Source organism: Actinoplanes sp. KI2, from assembly GCF_025630775.1.
Lineage (GTDB): Bacteria > Actinomycetota > Actinomycetes > Mycobacteriales > Micromonosporaceae > Actinoplanes.
Window position 1 is genome coordinate 17,018 of the sequence record NZ_JAOSZE010000047.1, and the last position, 21,531, is coordinate 38,548.

Annotated in this window: 10 protein-coding genes; 9 read left to right on the plus strand and 1 reads right to left on the minus strand. The window is 74.1% G+C overall.

Annotation, left to right across the window (positions count from 1 at the left end):
* Positions 1-64: 64 nt before the first annotated feature.
* Genes ODJ79_RS37655 through ODJ79_RS37670 form a run of 4 tightly spaced genes read left to right on the plus strand, consistent with a single transcriptional unit; the run spans position 65 to position 15,978 of the window.
* Positions 65-1,015, plus strand: coding sequence for an electron transfer flavoprotein subunit alpha/FixB family protein (locus tag ODJ79_RS37655; protein ID WP_263028465.1), 951 nt, complete (start codon positions 65-67; stop codon positions 1,013-1,015).
* Complete coding sequence (locus ODJ79_RS37660) at positions 1,012-2,733, plus strand: acyl-CoA dehydrogenase family protein (RefSeq protein WP_263028466.1); 1,722 nt, start codon at positions 1,012-1,014, stop codon at positions 2,731-2,733. Before ODJ79_RS37655 ends, ODJ79_RS37660 begins: the two co-directional genes overlap by 4 nt.
* Complete coding sequence (locus tag ODJ79_RS37665) at positions 2,730-10,448, plus strand: type I polyketide synthase (protein ID WP_263028467.1); 7,719 nt, start codon at positions 2,730-2,732, stop codon at positions 10,446-10,448. The genes ODJ79_RS37660 and ODJ79_RS37665 overlap by 4 nt, the downstream gene beginning before the upstream one ends.
* Before the next feature lie 13 nt (positions 10,449-10,461).
* Positions 10,462-15,978 (plus strand): carboxyl transferase domain-containing protein, encoded by a 5,517-nt coding sequence (locus ODJ79_RS37670; RefSeq protein WP_263028468.1) that lies wholly within the window; start codon positions 10,462-10,464, stop codon positions 15,976-15,978.
* Here ODJ79_RS37670 and ODJ79_RS37675 read toward each other — a convergent pair.
* Positions 15,970-16,710 (minus strand): 4'-phosphopantetheinyl transferase family protein, encoded by a 741-nt coding sequence (locus ODJ79_RS37675; RefSeq protein WP_263028469.1) that lies wholly within the window; start codon positions 16,708-16,710, stop codon positions 15,970-15,972. The genes ODJ79_RS37670 and ODJ79_RS37675 overlap by 9 nt on opposite strands.
* A gap of 194 nt (positions 16,711-16,904) precedes the next feature.
* Here ODJ79_RS37675 and ODJ79_RS37680 point away from each other — a divergent pair, with 194 nt between their 5' ends.
* The 5 genes from ODJ79_RS37680 to ODJ79_RS37700 are packed head-to-tail and all read left to right on the plus strand — an operon-like array spanning position 16,905 to position 21,526.
* The gene (locus ODJ79_RS37680; RefSeq protein WP_263028470.1) at positions 16,905-18,026 is read left to right on the plus strand and encodes a 4Fe-4S dicluster domain-containing protein; all 1,122 of its coding nucleotides are present in this window, start codon (positions 16,905-16,907) and stop codon (positions 18,024-18,026) included.
* Entirely contained in the window at positions 18,023-18,511 is a 489-nt protein-coding gene (locus ODJ79_RS37685) for a cyclic nucleotide-binding domain-containing protein (protein ID WP_263028471.1), read from the plus strand. Before ODJ79_RS37680 ends, ODJ79_RS37685 begins: the two co-directional genes overlap by 4 nt.
* Positions 18,508-19,350 (plus strand): FAD/NAD(P)-binding protein, encoded by an 843-nt coding sequence (locus ODJ79_RS37690; RefSeq protein ID WP_263028472.1) that lies wholly within the window; start codon positions 18,508-18,510, stop codon positions 19,348-19,350. Before ODJ79_RS37685 ends, ODJ79_RS37690 begins: the two co-directional genes overlap by 4 nt.
* Entirely contained in the window at positions 19,350-20,231 is an 882-nt protein-coding gene (locus tag ODJ79_RS37695) for an oxidoreductase (protein WP_263028473.1), read from the plus strand. The genes ODJ79_RS37690 and ODJ79_RS37695 overlap by 1 nt, the downstream gene beginning before the upstream one ends.
* Positions 20,228-21,526 carry a Ni/Fe hydrogenase subunit alpha gene (locus ODJ79_RS37700; RefSeq protein ID WP_263028474.1) on the plus strand — a complete coding sequence of 433 codons (1,299 nt, stop codon included), beginning with the start codon at positions 20,228-20,230 and terminating at the stop codon, positions 21,524-21,526. The genes ODJ79_RS37695 and ODJ79_RS37700 overlap by 4 nt, the downstream gene beginning before the upstream one ends.
* Positions 21,527-21,531 lie beyond the last annotated feature (5 nt).

Here is a 21,531-nt window from a genome sequence, read left to right on the forward strand (position 1 = left end):
CGCTCAAGCCCCGAGCCGCTCAAGCCCCGAGCCGCTGTAAGCCACGAGCCCCTGGGAGGCTGTCGTGCGTACCGTCCTCGTCCTGGCCGAGCCCGACGGCGCTGCCGTCCGCAAGGCCACCCTGGAACTGCTGACCCTGGCCCGCCGGCTGGGCGAACCCGCCGCGGTGGTGCTCGGCGACGCCGGCGCCGAGCTGGTCGCGGTCCTCGGCCGCCACGGCGCCACCACGGTGTACGAGGTGCCGCCCGCCGACCCGGTGGCGGCAATGACCGACCTGGCGGCCCGCGTCTCGCCGGCCGCGGTGCTGCTGGAGTCGGGGGCCGCCGGCAAGGAGATCGCCGCCCGGCTCGCCGTACGCCTCGACGCCGGGATCCTCACCGACGCGGTCGATGTCACCGCCGGCCCGGACGGCCCGGTGGTCACCCAGTCGGTGCTCGCCGGCGCCTGGCTGGCCGAGAGCCAGGTGTGCCGCGGCACGCCGGTCATCACGGTGCGCCCCAACACGGTCACCCCGCAGGAGATGCCGGTCGAGCCGGTCGTGACGGCGGTGCCCTCGCCCGGCGTGGCGCCGGTCCCGGCGGCGCGCGTCGTCTCCCGGGAACCGAAGACGGCGACCGGCCGTCCCGACCTGGCCGGCGCGAACGTCGTCGTCGCGGGTGGACGCGGCTTCGGTTCGGCCGAGGCGTTCACCCTGCTCGACCGGCTGGCCGACGAGCTGGGCGCCGCCGTCGGCGCCTCCCGCGCGGCCACCGACCTGGGCTGGTGCCCGCACCAGCTGCAGATCGGGCAGACCGGCACGACCGTCGCCCCGCAGCTCTACCTGGCCGTCGGCATCTCGGGCGCGATCCAGCACCGGGCCGGCATGCAGGGCTCGCACACGATCGTGGCGATCAACAAGGACCCGAAGGCGCCGATCTTCCAGATCGCCGACTTCGGCGTCGTGGGTGATCTGCACCGGGTCGTTCCGGCCCTGATCGACGAGGTGCGGGAGCGCCGGGGAGGGATGAGCTCATGACCGCGACCACCACCGGGCTGGACGGCGACACGCTGCGGATGATGCTGTCCGCCCTGGACGACTTCGTCGCCGGCGCGCTGCCGGACAGCCGCCTGCTGGAACTCGACCACGACGACACCTGTCCCGAGGAGACGGTGCGCGCCATGTGCGGCGACGACCTCGGCGTACACCTGGTCTTCATCCCCGAGGAGTACGGCGGGCTCGGCGGCGGCGCGTTCGACGCCTACCGGGTCTGCGAACGGCTCGCCCGGCTGGACATCGGGGTCGCCACCTCGGTGTTCGCGACCTTCCTCGGCAGCGACCCGGTGCTGGTGGGCGCGACCCCCGAGCAGCGCAAGGAGTGGCTGGGCCGGATCGCCGAGCAGGGCACCATGTTCGCCTACGGCGCCACCGAACCCGAGGCCGGCAGCGACCTGGGCGCGCTGACCACCACGGCGACGCCCGTCGAGACCGACGGCCGGGTCACCGGCTACCGCCTCACCGGGCGCAAGCAGTGGATCAGCAACGGCTCGATCGCCGACGTCACCACCGTGCTGGCGCTCGCCCCCGGCGGCCCGTCCTGGTTCCTGGTGGAGAAGGGCACGCCCGGCTTCTCGGCCGCCACCCCGGAGGACAAGCACGGCATCCGGCTGTCCAACACCGCCGCGCTGTTCCTCGACGACGTGCTGGTCCCGGCCGAGAACCTGGTCGGGCGGGTCGAGGGCCGCGGGCTGATCCAGGCCCAGCAGGTCTTCGGCTACACCCGGGTGATGGTCGCCGCGTTCGGCCTCGGCGGGGGCTGGTCCGCGCTGGACCGGGCGATCGCCTACTCCGCCGACCGGGTGCAGGGCGGCACGCCGCTGTCCGCCAAACGCGGATACACCCACAAGCTGATCGTGCCGCACCTGGTCCGGCTGGAGGCCGCCCGCGCGTACCTGGAACAGACGGCCGCCCTGATCGACGCGGGCCAGGGCAGCACGGCCGATCTCAACACTGCGGGCGCCATCGCGAAATACCTGGCCACCGAGGCGGGCAACGCGGCCGCGGACGCCGCCATCCAGGCGCACGGCGGGTACGGCTACACCCGGCCGTACCTGGTGGAGAAGATCCGGCGGGACGTCCGGATCACCACGATCTACGAGGGCACCTCGGAGATCCTCGAGATGACCATCGCCCGGGACCGCTGGCAGCAACACCTCAAGACGCACGGGCAGTACCACCGGGACGCCGCCCGCGCGCTGGCCGGGCTGCCGGACGAGTGCGGCGCCCCGGCCGCGGCGCTCGCCCTGGACTGCCTGGCCGACGTGCTCGAAGCGTGCCGCGCCGACCGGCTGACCCGGCATCAGCACATCCTGCTGCGGCTGGGCGAGCTGATCGCGTACGCGGAATGCGCCGGCGCCCTGGCCCGGCGCGCCGCCGACGCGATGTCCGAGACCCTGCCGGAGAAGGCGGACCGCAGGTTCGACGCCGGCACCCTCGCCGCCGTCGCCCGGGTCTTCGCGCGCGAGGCCACGCTGAAGGTCGCCGAGGACGGCCTGCGCTGGGTGACCGGCGCGGTGCCGCTACCCAAGCCTGGACCATCGATCGGCGGAGCCCGTCCGGAGCCCGCGGCCGCCGGCCTCGCCGCCGCCCTTCCGCTCGACCGGGTGCGGGCCGCGCAGGCCGGCCTGATCGCCGACCTCGACCAGATCGCCGACGCCGTCTACGGCCGGGAAGCCACCCCGGAGGTGCCCTCATGACCGCCACCACGCCCATCGCCGTCGTCGGAGTCGGCGCCATCATGCCGGACGCGCCGGACGCGGCCGCCTTCTGGGCGAACATCAAGGCCGGCCGGTACAGCATCGGCGACGTGCCGCCGGAACGGTGGGACCCGGCCCTGTACTACGACCCCGACCCGCGGGCGCCCGACCGTACCTACTCGCGCATCGGCGGCTGGGTCCGCGCGTACGAATGGAACCCGCTGGGCTGGCGGCTGCCGGTCCCGCCGGCGGTCGGCGCGCAGATGGAGGAGGGTCAGAAGTGGTCGGTCGCGGCGTCCCGGGCGGCCCTGCTCGACGCCGGGTGGCCGGACTGGACCGTGGATCCGGAACGCGTCGCCGTCATCCTCGGCAACGCCCTCGGCGGCGACAAGCACTACCGCAGCAACCTGCGCGTGGAGTACGCCGAGCTGGACCGCGCGCTGCGGCGGGCGCCCTCGTTCGCGGCGCTGCCCGAGCACGTCCGCGACACCGTGCTGGCCGAGACCCGCGACGGCTTCCTCGGCACCATGTTCGAGATCACCGAGGACACCATGCCGGGCGAGCTGGCGAACGTGATCGCCGGCCGGGTCGCCGCCCTGCTCAACTTCCGCGGCCCCAACTTCACCACCGACGCCGCGTGCGCCTCCGGGCTCGCGGCCATGACCGCGGCGGTACGCGGCCTGCAGGCCGGAGACTTCGACGCCGCCGTCACCGGCGGGGTCGACCGGAACATGAACGCGGCCGCCTTCGTCAAGTTCTGCAAGATCGGCGCGCTGTCGGCGACCGGCACCCGCCCGTTCGACGCCGGCGCCGACGGCTTCGTGATGGGCGAGGGCGCCGCGCTGTTCGTGCTCAAGCGACTGGCCGACGCCGAACGCGACGGCGACCGGATCTACGCGGTTCTGCTCGGTCTCGGCGGGGCCAGCGACGGACGCGGCAAGGGCATCACCGCGCCCAACCCGGTGGGGCAGCGACTGGCGGTGGAGCGCGCCTGGCACGACGCCGGCGTCGACCCCGCCCTGGCGGCCTGCATCGAGGCGCACGGCACCTCGACCCGGGTGGGCGACGCCACCGAACTGGCCGCTCTCACCGACGTGTTCGGCAAGGCCGGCGCCGCACACGGCACGATCGCGCTCGGCTCGGTCAAGTCCAACATCGGGCACCTCAAGGCCGCCGCGGGCGCGGCCGGTCTGTTCAAGACCGTGCTCAGCCTGCACCATCGGGTGTTGCCGCCGAGCCTGCACTTCGAGCGGCCGAACCCCAACGTGGACTGGAACTCCGTCCCCTTCCGGGTCAACACCGAGCTGCGGGAGTGGCCGGCCCCGCCCGGCCGCGTCCGGTACGCCGGGGTCAGCGCCTTCGGCTTCGGCGGCACCAACTTCCATGCCGTGCTCGAGGAGTACGTGCCCGGCCGGCACCGCCAACCCGAGGCAGCCCGGTCGTTCGCCGGAGAGACGTTGCCCAGGAGCGAACCGGTCGGCACCGCGCCCCGGCCACCGCTGCGCGGGGCGGCGGTGGTCGGCGGCCGTGACGAGACTGAGGTCGCCGGCCGGCTGGAGGAGCTGCGGTCCGCGGCCGCCGCGGGACGCGCGCCGGCGCCGGCCGCGCCCGATCCCGCGCTCGCCGACGCCGCGATCCGGGTCGCCATCGACTACGCCGACGCGGGGGACCTCGCCACCAAGGCGGGCAAGGCCTTGCAGGCGCTGCGCGGCAACAGCGAGCCGATGTGGCGGATGCTGCGGGCGCAGGGCGTCTTCCTCGGCCGCGGCAAGCCCGGCAAGGTGGCCTTCCTCTACACCGGACAAGGCTCGCAGTACGTCAACATGCTCGCCGGGCTGCGGCGCAGCGAGCCGATCGTGGCCGGCGCCTTCGCCGAGGCCGACGCGGTCATGACCCCGCTGCTGGGCCGGCCGCTGTCGGCGTACATCTTCGCCGACGACCCCGACGAGGCCACCACGCGGCGGCTCGAGCAGCAGCTCATGCAGACCGAGATCACCCAGCCGGCCGTGCTCGCCACCGACCTGGCGATGACCCGGCTGCTGGAGGCCTACGGCGTGCGGCCCGACCTGGTGATGGGCCACAGCCTCGGCGAGTACGGCGCGCTGGTCGCGGCCGGCGCCCTGTCGTTCCGGGCCGCGCTGGAGGCGGTCAGCGCCCGTGGCCGGGAGATGGCCGACCTGGCCATGGCCGACAACGGCGCCATGGCCGCGGTGACCGGTCCGCTCGCCGAGATCGAGCGGATCGTGGCCGCGACCGACGGGTACGTGGTCGTCGCCAACATCAACAGCATCAGCCAGGCGGTGATCGGCGGCGCCACCGAGGCCGTCGGGCGCGCCGTCGAGGCTTTCCGAGCCGCCGGGATGACCGCCAACCGGATCCCGGTCAGCCACGCGTTCCACACGGCCATCGTCGCACCGATCAGCGAACCGCTGACCGCGGCGCTGCGCCGGCTCGACGTGCGGCCGCCGGCCCGCCCGATCGTGTCCAACGTGACCGGCGACTTCTACCCGGCCGACGCCGACGTCGAGACCATGCTCGATCTGCTCGGCCGCCAGGTCGCCTCGCCCGTGCAGTTCGTCCGGGGCCTGCGCACCCTCTACGACGCCGGCGCGCGGATCTTCGTCGAGGTCGGCCCGAAGAAGGCGCTGCAGGGCTTCGCGGCCGACGTCCTCGGCGACGACGTGCTGAGCCTGTACACCAACCATCCCAAGACCGGCGAGATCGCCTCGTTCAACCAGGCACTCTGCGGTCTGTACGCCGCGGGGCTGGGTTTCGGGCCCGGCCGGGCCGAGTCGGAAGGCGCCACCATGACCACCGATCGCTACACCGAACTGGGCCATCTCTTCGCCGACGTGCTCGAACGCGGCATGCGGATCTACTCCGGCGAGCCCGCACGGGCCGGCAGCGGGCCGGCCCCGGCCACCGGCGAGCCGGTGGTGGTGACCGGCGCGGCGCTGGGACTGCCCGGCGTCCCGCGCGTCTTCGACGACGAGAACGTCGCCCGGATCCTGAGTGGACAGCAGTTCATCGACACCATCCCGCACCGGCTGCGCCGCGAGATGGTGGACCGGCGGATCACCCGGCTGATCAAGCGGGCCGACGGCGACCCCACCTTCGAGACGATCGACAGCGAGGCGGACGTCGTCAAGCTCGCCGGCCGCGCCGCCGGGCTCGACGTGGTGGCGCAGTTCGGCGTCGACGCCGACCGGGACGCGGCGCTGGACGATGCGACGCGGCTGGCCATCGGCTCCGGGTTCGACGCGCTGCGCGACGCCGGCATCCCGCTGGTGATGCACTACAAGACCAGCACGCTCGGCACCCGCCTGCCGGACCGGTGGGGACTGCCGGAGGCGCTGCGCGACGACACCGGCGTCATCTTCGCCTCGGCCTTCCCCGGGTACGACAACTTCGCGCACGAGATGCAGCGCTACTACACCGACCGGGCGCGCCGCGACCAGCTGAGCGGGCTGGAGACGCTCCAGGCCCGGATGCGCGGCGACGACCCGGCCGCCGCCGAGGTGGACCGGCGCGTCCGGGATCTGCGGCGGGAGATCGAGGCCGACCCGTTCGTCTTCGACCGGCGCTTCCTGTTCCGCTGCCTGTCGATGGGCCACTCCCAGTTCGCCGAGATCATCGGGGCACGGGGACCGAACACCCAGATCAACGCCGCGTGCGCGAGCACCACCCAGGCGGTGGCGCTGGCCGAGGACTGGATCCGCGCCGGGCGCTGCCGCCGGGTGGTCGTCGTGTCCGCCGACAACGTCACGTCGGACAGCCTGCTGCCCTGGGTCGCCTCCGGGTTCCTCGCCTCCGGCGCGGCCGCCACCGACGACATCGTCGAGGACGCGGCCACGCCGTTCGACCGGCGCCGGCACGGCATGATCGTCGGGATGGGCGCGGCCGCGCTCGTCGTGGAGTCGGCCGAGGCGGCCCGCGAACGCGGCCTGCGGCCGATCTGCGAGGTGCTCGGCGCGGTCTCCGCGAACAGCGCCTTCCACGGCACCCGCCTCGACGTCGAGCACATCGGCCAGGTCATGGAGCAGCTCCTGGGCCGGGCCGAGGCGTACGGCGCCGACCGGCACGCGATCGCGCCGGCCACCGTGTTCGTCTCACACGAGACCTACACCCCGGCCCGCGGCGGCAGCGCGTCCGCCGAGATCAACGCCCTGCGCCGTACCTTCGGCGCGGACGCCGACGCGGTGGTCATCACCAACACCAAGGGCTTCACCGGCCACGCCATGGGCGCCGGCGTCGAGGACGTCGTCGCGGTCAAGGCCCTCGAAACCGGGCTGGTTCCGCCCGTACCCAACTTCAAGGAGCCCGACCCGGAGCTGGGCCGGCTCAACCTCTCCACCGGCGGCGCCTACCCGGTGCGGTACGCGCTGCGGCTCGCGGCCGGGTTCGGTTCCCAGATCGCCATGTCGCTGCTGCGCTGGACGCCGTCGCCGGACGGGCGGCGTCGTGCGCCCGACGAGCTCGGCTACGCCTACCGCATCGACGACCCCGCGGCCTGGCAGCGCTGGCTGTCGCTGATCGCCGGCGCCGGAGCGCACCTGGAGGTCGTCCAACGGCGGTTGCGGGTCGTCGACCAGGCGCATCCGGCGGCCATCCCGCCCCAACCGGCCTCGCCGCCCGCCGTGCAGAATCCCGTGCTCCCGGAGCCGGTCGCTGTGGAGCCGGAACTTCCGGCTTCCCCGGCGACCGACGAGGTCACCGACGCGGTGGTGGGGATCGTGTCGGAGCTGACCGGCTATCCGCCGGACCTGCTGGACCTGGATCTGGATCTGGAGGCCGATCTGGGGGTCGACACGGTGAAGCAGGCCGAGGTGTTCGCCGCCGTGCGGCAGCGTTTCGAGGTGGCTCGCGACGACGATCTGCGGCTGCGTGATTTTCCCACGCTGTCGCACGTGATCGGCTGGATCCGGGAGAAGACGGGAACGCCTCCGGCGCCTGCCGTCGAGGCGCCACCTCCGCAGGCGACCGACGAGGTCACCGACGCGGTGGTGGGGATCGTGTCGGAGCTGACCGGCTATCCGCCGGATCTGCTGGACCTGGATCTGGATCTGGAGGCCGATCTGGGGGTCGACACGGTGAAGCAGGCCGAGGTGTTCGCCGCCGTGCGGCAGCGTTTCGAGGTGGCTCGCGACGACGATCTGCGGCTGCGTGACTTTCCCACGCTGTCGCACGTGATCGGCTGGATCCGGGAACGGACAGCAGCGTCGTCGTCCGCGCCGACGCCGGTCGAAGCCGCCCCGGCCGAACCGGTGCCGACCGGCCGGATCACCCGCCGGGTCCCGGTGCCGGCGCTGCGCCCCGACCTCGCCGCCTGCGTCCCGACCGGCACGACGCTGGACGCGGGCACCCGGGTCGTCGTCATGCCCGACACCGGTGGTGTCGGCGAGGCGCTGGCCGCCCGGCTGCGGCGGCTGGACGTCGAGGCGTTGACGCTCGACCCGGACGACCCGGCCGCGAGCCTGGCCGGGTTCGCCGCCGACGGACCGGTGCACGGCGTCTACTGGCTGGCGGCACTGGACGACGAGGGACCGCTGGACGAGCTTGGCCCGGAGGACTGGGACGCGGCCGTACGCCGGCGGGTGCACTCGCTGCACGCCACCATGCGCGTCCTCTACCCGCACAACCCGTTCCTGGTCACCGCCACCCGGCTCGGCGGCTTCCACGGCTACGACGACGCCGGGGCGACCTGTCCGCTCGGCGGCGCGGTCACCGGCTTCGCCAAGGCCTACCGCCGCGAGCGCCCGGATACCCTGGTCAAGGCCGTCGACTTCGCGCCGAGCCGGAAGACCGCGGCACTCGCCGAGCTGCTGGTGGAGGAGACGCTGCGCGATCCCGGCTGCGTCGAGGTCGGGCACGCCGAGGGCCGGCGGTGGGGCGTCGGCCTGGCCGAGCGGCCGTTCGGCGAGCCGAGCGCGCAGCTCGGACCCGATCAGGTCTTCGTGGTCACCGGCGCGGCCGGCAGCATCGTCTCGGCCATCACCGCCGATCTCGCCGCGGCGTCGCGCGGCACCTTCCACCTCATCGACCTCACCCCGGAACCGGACCCGGCGGATCCCGCCCTGCGGCGCTACACCGAGGACCGAGAAGCATTCAAGATTGAGTACGCCGATCGCCTGCGCGCGGCCGGCGAGCGGCCCACCCCGGTGGCGATCGAACGGGAGCTGGCGCGCCTGGAACGGCTGCAGGCCGCGCTGGCCGCGATCCAGGCCGTGCAGCGAGCCGGCGGATCGGTCCACTACCACTGCGCCGACCTCACCGACCCGGGCGCCGTCGAGAAGGCCCTCGCGCCGGTGCGTGACGGCGGAGGCCGGGTGGACGTGCTGGTGCACGGCGCCGGCCTGGAGATCAGCCACGCGCTGCCGGACAAGCCGCCGGCGGAGTTCGCGCTGGTGTTCGGCGTCAAGGCGGACGGGCTCCACCACGTGCTGCGCGCCCTGGGCGACGTGTCGCTCGGCACCGTGGTCGGGTTCAGCTCGGTCGCCGGACGCTTCGGCAACGCCGGGCAGACCGACTACAGCGCCGCCAACGACCTGCAGTGCAAGCTGCTGAGCAGCCTGCGCCGGACCCGGCCCGGCGTGCGGCCGCTGGCCGTCGACTGGACGGCCTGGGGCGACATCGGCATGGCCACCCGCGGCTCGATCCCGACGGTGATGGCGCAGGCCGGCGTCGAGATGCTGCCGGCCGCGATCGGCGTGCCGTGGATCCGGCACGAGCTGACCTGCGGCACCACCGACCCCGAGGTGGTCGTCGCCGGCGAGCTGGGCGTGCTGGCCGCCGAGTTCCACGACACCGGCGGCCTCGACCCGGCCGCGTTGCCGGCCGGTGGCCCGGTCGCCGGCCGGGCGGTCCGGTTCGGCCTGCACGATGGACTGGTCGTCACCACCACCCTGGACCCGGCCGGGACACCGTTCCTCGACCATCATCGGATCGAGGGTGTCCCGGTGCTGCCCGGAGTGATGGGCATCGAGGCGTTCGCCGAGGCCGCCCGGCTGCTCGCGCCCGGCTGGCACGTGATCGGAGCCGAGGGCATCGACTTCCACGCGCCGGTCAAGTTCTACCGCGACCAACCCCGGACACTGACGGTCGCGGCTCTGCTGCGCCCCGACGGCGGCGACCTGCTCGCCGAGTGCCGGCTCAGCGCCGAGCGGACGCTGCCCGGCTCCGACCGGCCACAGCGGACGGTGCACTTCACCGGTGCGATCCGGCTGTCGGCCGAACCACCGCGGCCGGTCACCGGGGAGCCGCCGGCGGCCGAGCCCGAACGGGTGAGTGGCCCGAGCGACGTCTACCGGCTGTTCTTCCACGGGCCGGCGTACCAGGTGGTCGCCGCGGCCTGGCCGGACGGCGACGGCGTGGCGGCGCGGTTCGCCGGCGACCGGCCGGCCCAGGCCGGTGCGCCGACGCTGGCCGGCCCGCGCCTGGTGGAGCTGTGCTTGCAGGCCGCCGGGCTGGACGAGGCGGCCCGGCAGGGGCGGCTGGCGCTCCCGCTGCACATCGGGGAGATCCGGCTGAGCGCCGAGCCGGCCGAGCAGGCCGGGCTCGTCGCGACCGTCCGGCCGGACGGGACCGGCGGCTACGACGGGGTCCTGCACGATGGCGACACGGTGGTCCTGGCCGTGCGCGGCTACCGCTCGGTGGCACTGCCGGAGGCCCTGCCGGACGACGTGATCGACCCGATCCGATCCGTCCTGCGCGGTTGAGGGAGTGACGGCGATGACCACGCAGATCCGCCGGTTGGCGATCGCCAACCGCGGCGAGGCGGCGATGCGCGCCCTGACCGCGGTCCACGAGCTGAACCAGGCCGGTGACGACCCGCCGATCACCACGATCGCGCTGCATACCGACCCGGACGCCCAGGCGTGGTTCGTCCGGGAGGCGGACGAGGCCGTCCCGCTCGGGCCGGCGACGTTCCTCGACGCCTCGACCGGTCATCGCCAGTCCCGCTATCTCGACGAGGACGCGGTGCTCGACACCCTCCGGCGGGCCCGGGCCGACGCCGTCTGGGTCGGCTGGGGATTCCTGGCCGAGCGAGCCTCGTTCGCCCGGAAGTGCGAGGAGACCGGGATCGTCTTCGTCGGCCCGTCCAGCGAGACGATCCGACTCCTCGGCGACAAGGTGGCCGCCAAGCGGCTGGCCGAGGCGGCCGGCGTCCCGGTGGTGCCGTGGAGCGGCGAACCGGTCGCCGACCTCGGCCACGCCCGGGGGCACGCCGCCCGGCTCGGCTACTCGCTGGTGCTCAAGGCGGCCGCGGGCGGCGGCGGCCGGGGCATCCGGCTCATCCACGCCGAGGCCGAGCTGGAGGTCGCGCTGACCTCGGCGCGCGCCGAGGCGGAGCTCGCGTTCGGCGATCCCACCGTGTTCCTGGAGCGGATGGTCCCGGCGGCCCGGCACGTCGAGGTCCAGGTGATCGCCGACCGGTACGGCACGACGTGGGCGGTCGGCGTCCGCGACTGCACCCTGCAGCGGCGGCACCAGAAGGTGATCGAGGAGTCGGGGTCGACGGCGCTGGACCGGCGCCTCGAACGGGAGATCCGCGACGCAGCCCTGCGGGTTACCGCAAGCGCCGGCTACTGCGGCGCCGGCACCGTCGAGTTCCTCGTCGACCCGGACACCGGCCGTTTCCTATTCCTGGAGGTCAACACCCGGCTGCAGGTCGAGCACCCGGTCACCGAGGCCACGACCGGCCTCGACCTGGTCAAGTTGCAGTTGCACGTGGCGCGCGGCGGCCTGCTGACCGGGACACCGCCGGCGGTCCGCGGGCACGCCGTCGAGGCGCGGCTGTGCGCCGAGGACCCGGAGAACGACTTCGCCCCGGCTCCCGGCCGGCTGCTGCGGCTCGACCTGCCGGCCGGCACCGGCGTCCGGGTGGACACCGGCGTGCGGGAGGGCGATGTGATCCCGCCGGACTTCGACTCGATGATCGCGAAGATCGTCTGCTGGGGTCGTGACCGGGAGGAGGCCGTCGCGCGGCTGCGGCGGGCGCTGCGCCAGACCACGGCGGTGATCGAGGGCGGCACGACCAACCGGTCGTTCCTGCTCGCCCTGCTCGGCCGGCCGGAGGTGCGCGCCGGCCGCTTCGACAACCACTGGCTGGACCGCCTGACCGCCGCGGGCGGACACCTGCCCGACCCGGACCCGGTAGCGCTGCTGGTGGCCGCGGTCACCTCGTACGACGCGGACCAGGCCGCCGAACAGGCCGCCGTGCACGCCCGGGCCGCCCGCGGCGGGGCCGAGCCGCCGGCCGGGGTCGGGCACCGCTGCCGGCTGCGCTACCGCGGCCACCACTACGACCTGCACGTCTACCGGACCGGCCCGGACACCTACCGGGTCGCCGGGGTCGGCGGCGCCGCCGACCTGACGATCGGCCACCCGGACCGGTACGCGGGCCGGGTCACCGTGGCCGGCCGGACGCTCCGGTTCCTCGCCACGGTCGACGGCGCCACGATCAGGGTCGACCTCGACGGGGTCGCGCACACCGTCTCCCGCGACGACGGCGGCGTGGTGCGCTGCGCCGGCCCGGCGTTCGTGGTGTCGGTGCTCGTCGGACCGGGCGACCCGGTCACCGCCGGGCAGCCGCTGGCGGTGCTGGAGAGCATGAAGATGGAGTCCACGATCAGCGCGCCGTTCGGCGGCACCGTGGTTTCCGTCGAGGCCGGCGCCAACGTCCAGGTGGACGCGGGCGCGCCGATCATGCGGATCCGGGCGGACGAGGGCGACACGAGCGCCGGCGGGCCGTCCCTGAGCCTCGCCGGCCTCACCGCCGTCCCGGCGCCGGGCACCCCGCCGTGCGAGCGGGTGTACCGCGCCCTGGAGGGCTACCTGCTCGGCTACGACCTCGACCCCGGCACCCTCCGGGAGATGCGCACCCGGCAGCGGCGGCTGAGCGAGACCGCGCCGGCCGCCGACCCCGGCCTGCTGCGCTGCGAGGACGGCCTGCTGGACCTGTTCGCCGACGTCGGCGCGCTCTACCGGCCGCGGGAGGAGGCCGGCGCCGACGAGACGCCGGACGGCGGCAGCAGCCGTGAGCACCTCCTGTCCTACCTGCAATGGCTCGACGCCGACCGGGCCGGCCTGCCGTTCGAGTACCGCGAGCGGCTGACCCGGGCGCTGCGCCGCTACGGCGTCGACGGGCTGGACCGCACCGACCGGCTCGCCGAGGCGATCGTGTGGCTGCTGCGCTCGCTGCACCGGATCGACGACATGGTTCCGGTGATCGTGAACATCCTGGAGCGCCGCCTGCACCACCGGGCCGAGCTGGTGAGCCTCGTCGACCCGGGCACCCGCGCCCGGCTCGATCGGCTGGCCACCGCCGTCCGCGGGCATCGCGCCTTGGTCGCCGACCTGGCCCGCGACGTGCGGTTCCGCTTCGTCGACGAGCCGCTGCTGGCCGCCGTGGTGGCGGAGGAGAACACCCGCGCGCAGCAGGACCTCGGCGCGCTGCGCGCCGACCCCGACCGGCCCGATCGGGCCGCTCGCATCGACCGGCTCGTGGCCTGCCCGCGACCGCTGCACGACACGCTGCTGGGCGCCTGGCGCGGCAGCACCGACCCGGGACTGCGCCGCGCGGTGCTCGAGGCCTGCACCCGTCGCTACTATCGCGTCGGCCGGCTCTCCGGCCTGCGCTTCGCCGGCCACCGCGACCGGCCGCTGTGCGTCGCCGACTGCACCGCCGAGGGCGAGCGGTTCCACCTGGTCACCACGTTCCTGCCGCTGCCTTGCCTGCCCCGGGCGGCCGGCGTGATCGCCGAGCACCTGGCCACGGTGGACCCGGCGATCCCGGTGGTGGTCGACGTGGCCGCCTGGCGCGACGGTCCGGACGTGGGGGAGGAGCAGGTCGTCGCCGCGATGGACAAGCTGGCCGCGGAGTGCGACTTCGGCCGGCCGCTGCACGGCCTGAACATCACCGTCACCACGGCCGGCAGCGACCGGCATCACGTGACGTACCGGCGTGGCGAGGGCGGCTTCATCGAAGATCCGCGCTACCGCAATCTGCATCCAATGCTGGCCGCCCGCCTGGAGCTGTGGCGGCTGGCAAACTTCCGGCTGCGCCGCCTCGCCTCCGCGGAGGACGTCTATCTGTTCGACGCGGTCGCCCACGACAACCCCGGCGACCACCGCCTGTTCGCGCTGGCCGAGGTGCGCGACCTCACGTCGGCCCGCGATTCCACCGGCGCGCTGCGATACCCGCGCCTGGAGCTGATGGGGCTGCTCGGCCTGTCGGCCATGCGCGAGGCGCTCGCCGCACTGCCCGAGCGGGAGCGGCCCGCCGTCAACCGGCTCGTGCTCTACGTCCGACCGCCGTGGGAGCTGGCGCCCGCGGCATGGAACGGGCTGGCCCAGGCCCTGGCCCCGCTTGCCGCGGGAGCCGGGCTGGACAAGGCAGTCCTGCGGGTACGCCTGCCCGAGGGCCGCGACACCGTCCTACACGTCGAGGGGCTCGGCGGCGGTGTGACGGTGCGGGAGCGGCCGCCGGGCCGGGAGCCGATCCGGTCGCTGACCCCGTATCGGCAGAAGCTGCTGCGGGCGCGGCGGCTGGGCGCGCCCTATCCGTACGAGATCATCCGCATGCTCACGCCGCCGCCGGACGCCGTCGCCCGCTTCCCGGCCGGCCGGTTCACCGAGCACGACCTGGACGAGCACGGAGACCTCGTGCCGGTGTCCCGCCCGTACGGCATGAACACCGCCAACGTCGTGGTGGGCGTGCTGGCGAACGACACCGCCAAGGTCCCCGAGGGGATGACCCGGGTGATCCTGCTCGGCGACCCCACCCGGGGACTGGGCAACATCGCCGAACCGGAGTGCCGGCGGATCATCGCGGCCCTCGACCTCGCCGAGCGCCGCCGCATCCCGGTGGAGTGGTTCGCGCTGTCCTCGGGCGCCCGGATCGCCATGGACAGCGGCACCGAGAACATGGACTGGATCGGCGCGGTGCTGCGCCGGCTGATCGAGTTCACCCAGGCCGGCGGCGAGGTGAACATCGTCGTCACGGGGGTGAACGTCGGAGCCCAGCCCTACTGGAACGCCGAGGCCACGATGCTCATGCATACCCGGGGCATCCTCGTGATGAGCCCGGCGAGCGCCATGGTCCTCACCGGCAAGCAGGCGCTGGACTTCTCCGGCGGCGTCTCCGCCGAGGACAACTTCGGCATCGGCGGCTTCGACCGGATCATGGGGCCGAACGGGCAGGCGCAGTATTGGGCCGCGAACCTGACCGAGGCCTGCGACATCCTGCTGCGGCACTACGAGCACACGTACGTGGTGCCGGGTGAGGCCGGTCCCCGCCGTCGGTGCACCACCGACCCGATCGGACGGGACGTGCGCCAGGCGCCGCATGCCGGGGGCGAGGACACCGGGCTGCGCCGGGTCGGTGACATCTTCTCGGCCCAGCTCAACGCCGACCGCAAGAAGCCGTTCGACATGCGATCCGTGCTGCGCGCCGTCACTGACGCCGACGCCGAGCCGCTGGAACGGTGGGCGTACTGGCGTGGCGCGGAGACCGCGATCGTCTGGGACGCGCACCTCGGTGGCATCCCGGTCTGCCTGCTCGGCATGGAATCGCATCCGCTGCCGCGGCGCGGGTTCGTGCCGGCCGGCGGCCCGTCGGCGTGGACCTCCGGCACGCTGTTCCCGCAGTCGTCGCGCAAGCTGGCCCGGGCGATCAACGCGGCCTCCGGCAACCGGCCGCTGGTGATGCTGGCCAACCTGTCCGGCTTCGACGGCTCGCCGGAGTCCATGCGCCGCTGGCAGCTCGAGTACGGCGCGGAGATCGGCCGGGCGGTGACCAACTTCCGCGGCCCGATCGTGTTCGTGGTGGTGTCCCGCTATCACGGCGGCGCCTTCGTGGTGTTCGCCAAGACGCTCAACGAGCGAATGGAGATCGCCGCCGTCGAGGGCTCGTTCGCCTCGGTGATCGGTGGCGCACCGGCGGCGGCCACGGTCTTCGCCCGAGACGTCCGGCGCGCCACCGAGGACGACCCTCAGGTGCGGGCGGCCGCCGAGCGGCTGCGGCTGGCGGGCGACGCCGAGGCGGCCAAGGCGCGTACCGCCCTGGCCGAGACCACCGCCGCCGTGCGCGCCACGCAGCTCGGCGCGATCGCCGACAAGTTCGACCGGATCCACACGATCGGGCGGGCCCTGGCCGTGGGCTCGGTCGACCGGGTCATCGCGGCCGAGCGGCTGCGGCCCTATCTGGTGGACGCCCTCGAACGGGGACTGGCCGGATCACCGTAGCGGCCGGTCCAGCCAGGAGTGCCGGGGAGACGCGGCGGCGAGCCCGGCCGGGTCGCCGAGCGCGACCGGCGGCAGGCTCGCCGTCCGGCCGGCCATCGTGAGGACGAACCGGCCGTACCGCCGCCACCAGCCGGTGAGCGGGCAACCCTCGGCGACGCGTACGGTCAGCGGCGCCCAGCCGCCGGAGGCCGCGGCGCCCGGGCTCACCTCGACCTGACGCGTGTCCCGATCCAGGCCGGTGCGCAGCGCCTTGAGCGCGCTCTCCTTAGCCGACCAGATCAGGGTGGCCGGCGCACCCTCGTCGTCCGGCGGCCACTCCGCGACCAGGCGCTGCTCCGACCCGGTGAGGAAGTCGCGGACAAACCCGGGACTGCGGGGCTCCACCAGCTCCAGGTCGCAGCCGACACCCCGGCCCACGACGCAGACGGCCCAGCCAGCCCGGTCGGAGATCGAGACGTCGAGGCCGGCCGGCGTCCCGTCGACGAACACCTCCGGCGCCCCGCCGGGAGCGTTCGCCACCTCGACACCGGCCAGCGCGACGGGAGTGACCGGCCGCCCGAGCACCGCCGCGACGGCCCGCTTGGCGACGAGCCGGCGCAGCAGGTACTCGGTGTGCCGCTTGCGGTGGCGCCGGCCGGCGGCGCGCTCCGCCTCGGCGGAACTGAGCCAGCCCGAGCCGTCGGGCAGTGCGTCCTCGCCGAGCGCCAGCCAGCGCGGTGCCTCGCCGGTCATTCCTCGACGATATCCGGGACCAATGGCCCTGACCCGCCGGCGGCCGCCGGACGTAGCTTGGCCGGAGCAGGCGCGGCATGTCGGCGGACGACGACGTGGCGTACCGACTACCGTCCGCTGTGGATCTGGTTCGGCTTCGACATCTCGAGGGGTGCTCCATGCAGCCAGGAGGCGACACCGGGCACGAACGACCCATGACGATCGACGCACCGGCGTTGCAGGCCCTGTTCGACGCGCTGCACTCCCGCGGGTACACGGTGGTCGGCCCGACGGTCCGCGACGGGGCGATCGTGCTCGACGAGCTGACCTCCGCCACGCAGCTGCCGTACGGATGGGGCGTCGACACCGAGGCGGGCCGCTACCGGCTGCGCCCCCGCGGCGACACCGCCGCGTTCGCCAACTCGGCCGGACCGCAGTCCTGGAAGCAGGTCCTGCATCCGGCACGTGCCCGGATGTGGTCGGCCGACCGCTCCACGGGGGCGGTGGTCACCGAGCCGCCGGAGCCACACCGGTACGCGCTGCTCGGGGTGCGCCCCTGCGACCTGGCCGCCATCCGCGTGCTGGACCGGGTGCTCGCCGGTGGCCGGCACCCCGACCCGATCTACACGGGCCGCCGCGACGGCAACCTGATCATCGCGGTGGAGTGCACCGAGCCGGGCGCCACCTGCTTCTGCACGTCCATGGGTACCGGCCCGCACGCCGACTCGGGTTTCGATCTGGCGCTGACCGAGATGGTGGACGACAGCGGGCACCGGTTCCTGGTGCGGGCCGCCACCCCCGCGGGCGCCGACGTGCTCGCCGCCGTGCCCCATCAACCCGCCGAGGAGGCGGCCGTGCGGCAGGCCGGGGACGCGGTCGCGCAGGCCGCCACCCGGATGGGCCGCCGGCTGCGTACCGAGGGCCTGCCCGAGATGCTGGCCGCGAGCCGGCAGTCGCCGCACTGGGACGACGTCGCCTCGCGGTGCCTGACCTGCGGCAACTGCACCATGGTCTGCCCGACCTGCTTCTGCACCACCACCGAGGACGTCACCGATCTGACCGGCGAGCACGCGGAGCGGTGGCGTCGCTGGGACTCCTGCTACGACCTCGACTTCTCCTACCTGCACGGCGGCAGCGTGCGCACCAGCGGCGAGTCCCGCTACCGGCAGTGGATCAGCCACAAGCTGGGCACCTGGCACGAGCAGTTCGGCTCCTCGGGATGTGTCGGCTGCGGCCGGTGCATCGCCTGGTGCCCGACCGGTATCGACATCACCGAGGAGGCCGCCGCCCTGTTCTCGTTGCAGGAGGCCGCCGAACGGGAGGACCCGACATCATGACCGACGAGCTGATCGCCATCAACCCCGTCTTCGCCCAGCTCAGCGCCGCGCACCGGGCGCTGCTGGCGGACGGTGGCATACCGGTGTCCTTCCGGGCCGGGGAGCGGCTTTTCGCCGAAGGCGGCCCCGCCGACAAGTTCTGGCTCATCGACTCCGGCAGCGTGGCCCTCGACATGCAGGTGCCCGGCCGGGGGGAGCAGGTCATCGAGACCCTGGTCGGCCGCACGGTGCTGGGCTGGTCGTGGCTGCACCCGCCGTACCGCTGGCACTTCGGCGCGGTGGCCCGCGAGCAGACCACCGCGGTCGCGTTCGACGCCGTCTCCGTCGGTCAGCGGTGCGCGGACGACCCCGCGTTCGGGTACGCGATCATGTGCTGCTTCACGCCGATCATCATCGAGCGGCTGATGGCGACCCGGCTGCGGGTGCTTGACCTCTACGCCGCCCCGGCGCAGGCGGGCCGGCCCGCGACCGAGGTGCCGTCGTGACCGCCCCGGCCGCCGCGGAGACTGCCACCTCGGCGCCGTACCCGTACCGGGTGGTGTCGCGGCGGGTGGACACCTACGACACCGTGACGCTGGAGTTGCGGAACGACGCCGGTCCGCTGCCGCCGTTCGCCGCCGGGCAGTTCGCGATGCTGACCGCGTACGGGATCGGCGAGGTGCCGATCTCGTTGAGCGGCGGCGGGGAGGACGGCGACTGCCTGGTGCACACCATCCGCTCGGTCGGCGCGGTCACCCGGGCGCTGACCGGCACGGCGCCGGGTGGCACGGTCGGTGTCCGCGGGCCGTTCGGCACCGCCTGGGACCTGCCGGACGCGGACGGCGGCGACGTGGTGATCGTCGCCGGCGGGATCGGGCTCGCCCCGCTGCGCCCGGTGGTGCGGGCCGCGCTCGCCGAGCGGTCCCGGTACGGGCGGGTGAGCCTGCTGATCGGCGCCCGCACGGCCGCCGATCTGCTCTACGAGGCGGAGCTGCGCGAGTGGGCCGACGCCGGCATCGACGTCGCGGTCACCGTCGACCGGCCCGACGGCGGGTGGGGCGGGAACGTCGGCGTGGTCACGTCGCTGCTGCCGGGTGCCGAGTTCGACCCGGCGCGTACCGTCGCGTTCCTCTGCGGCCCCGAGGTGATGATGCGGTTCACCGCGCAGGGGCTGCTCGCCCGCGGAGTCCCGGCCGGCCGGATCAAGGTATCGCTGGAACGCTCCATGCGCTGCGGGGCGGCCTGGTGCGGGCACTGCCAGCTGGGGCCGCTGCTGGTGTGCCGGGACGGACCGGTGGTCGGCTGGGACGTGGCCGAACCGCTGCTGAGCGTACGGGAGCTGTGATGGACGACGCCGACCGCGACGGCCGCCCGACCCTGGCGGTGTGGAAGTTCGCCTCCTGCGACGGCTGCCAGCTCACCCTGCTCGACTGTGAGGACGAACTGCTCACCGTGGCGGGCCGGGTGCGGATCGCGCACTTCCTGGAGGCCAGCCGCGCCGTGCTCCCGGGCCCGTACGACGTGTCCCTGGTCGAAGGCTCGATCACCACGCCGGAGGACGCGGAGCGCATCCGGCGGGTCCGGGAGCTCTCCCGGACGCTGGTGACCATCGGTGCGTGCGCCACCGCGGGCGGGGTGCAGGCGCTGCGCAACTTCGCCGACGTCGACGAGTTCCGTTCGGTGGTCTACGCCCAGCCGCAGTATCTGTCCACATTGGCCACCTCCACGCCGATCGCCGCGCACGTCGACGTCGACTACGAGCTGCACGGCTGCCCGATCGACCGCCGGCAGCTGCTGGAGGTCATCGGCGCGCTGCTGGTCGGGCGCAAGCCGAACATTCCGGCGCACAGCGTCTGCTTCGAATGCAAGCAGCGCCACACGGTCTGTGTCGTGGTGGCGCACGGGACGCCCTGCCTCGGGCCGGTCACCCATGCGGGCTGCGGTGCGCTGTGCCCAGCGCATCAGCGCGGTTGCTACGGCTGTTTCGGTCCGATGGAGTCGCCCAACGCCGCCGCCGAGGCCGGGCTGCTGCGGGCCACCGGCATGTCCGAGGCGGACATCGTCCGGGCGTACCGCACCTTCAACGCGGCCGCGCCGGCGTTCGTCGAGCTGTCCCGGGTGACCGTCGGCCCGCCGCCGGCCGCGGGGCCTTCAGATGTGGTGTCCCGCCGGCCCGTCGGCCCGCCGGCCGCCGGGCCCGGGGACGTGGAAACGGAGCGGGGATGAGTCACCGGTCGGATCGGACCCTCGACGTGCGGGCGCTGGCCCGGGTCGAGGGCGAGGGCGCCATGCACGTACGGGTCCGCGGCGACGCCGTCGAGGACGTACGGCTGGAAATCTATGAACCGCCGCGCTTCTTCGAGGCGTTCCTGCGCGGACGCCGGCACACCGAACCACCGGACATCACCGCCCGGATCTGCGGCATCTGCCCGGTGGCGTACCAGATGAGTGCGTGCGCGGCCATCGAGGACGCCTGCGGGGTCAGCGTGCCGGAACCGATCGCGAACCTGCGGCGGCTGCTCTACTGCGGGGAGTGGATCGAGAGCCACACCCTGCACATCTACCTGCTGCATGCGCCCGACTTCCTCGGCTACCCGAGCGCGCTGGAACTCGCCAAGGACCGGCGCGACCTCGTCGAGCGGGGCCTGGCGCTGAAGAAGGCGGGCAACGCGATCGTCGAGCTGCTCGGCGGCCGGGCCATCCACCCGATCAACGTGCGGGTCGGCGGGTTCTACCGCGCGCCCGCGCCCAGCGAGATGGCCGAGCTGGCCCTCACCCTGCGAGTCGCGCTCGACCAGGCCCTGGACACCGTGCGCTGGGCGGCCGGGTTCGACTTCCCCGACTTCCACCACGACCACGAGATGCTCGCGCTGACCACGCCCGGCCGGTACGCCATCGAGAGCGGCACGGTGACCACCACCGGCGGGCTGACCTTCGGGCCGCAGGAGTTCGAGCAGCACGTCATCGAGGAGCAGGTGCCGCATTCCACCGCGCTGCACGCCCGCCTGGCCGGCCGTGGCCGTTACCTGGTCGGCCCGGCAGCCCGGTACACCCTCAACCGGCAGTGGCTGACCCCGCTGGCCCTCCAGGCCGCCGACGCGGCCGGGCTGGGCGCCGAATGCCGCAACCCGTACCGCAGCATTCTGGTCCGCGCGGTCGAGGTGGTGTACGCGGTGGAGGAGGCGCTGCGGCTGATCTACGCCTACGAGCCGCCCACCCGGCCCTACGTCGACGTGCCACCCCGGGCCGGGGTCGGCTTCGGTGCGACCGAGGCGCCCCGCGGGATCCTGTTCCACCGCTACGGCCTGGACGCCGAGGGTCTGCTCACGACGGCCCGCATCGTGCCGCCCACCTCGCAGAACCAGGCCAGCATCGAGGACGACCTGCGCCGGTTCGTCAGCGCCCGGCTGGACCTCGACGACGAGCGGCTCACCGCGGAATGCGAGCAGGCGATCCGCAACTACGACCCGTGCATCTCCTGCTCCACCCATTTCCTCGACCTGACCGTCGACCGGGGATGACCCGC

Excerpts from the sequence above, each read along its gene's own strand:
- ODJ79_RS37700 (WP_263028474.1), top strand. The coding sequence starts at position 20,228 with ATGAGTCACCGGTCGGATCGGACCCTCGACGTGCGGGCGCTGGCCCGG.
- ODJ79_RS37660 (WP_263028466.1), top strand. The coding sequence starts at position 1,012 with ATGACCGCGACCACCACCGGGCTGGACGGCGACACGCTGCGGATGATG.
- ODJ79_RS37665 (WP_263028467.1), top strand. The coding sequence starts at position 2,730 with ATGACCGCCACCACGCCCATCGCCGTCGTCGGAGTCGGCGCCATCATG.
- ODJ79_RS37685 (WP_263028471.1), top strand. The coding sequence starts at position 18,023 with ATGACCGACGAGCTGATCGCCATCAACCCCGTCTTCGCCCAGCTCAGC.
- ODJ79_RS37675 (WP_263028469.1), bottom strand. The coding sequence starts at position 16,710 with ATGACCGGCGAGGCACCGCGCTGGCTGGCGCTCGGCGAGGACGCACTG.
- ODJ79_RS37695 (WP_263028473.1), top strand. The coding sequence starts at position 19,350 with ATGGACGACGCCGACCGCGACGGCCGCCCGACCCTGGCGGTGTGGAAG.
- ODJ79_RS37670 (WP_263028468.1), top strand. The coding sequence starts at position 10,462 with ATGACCACGCAGATCCGCCGGTTGGCGATCGCCAACCGCGGCGAGGCG.
- ODJ79_RS37680 (WP_263028470.1), top strand. The coding sequence starts at position 16,905 with ATGACGATCGACGCACCGGCGTTGCAGGCCCTGTTCGACGCGCTGCAC.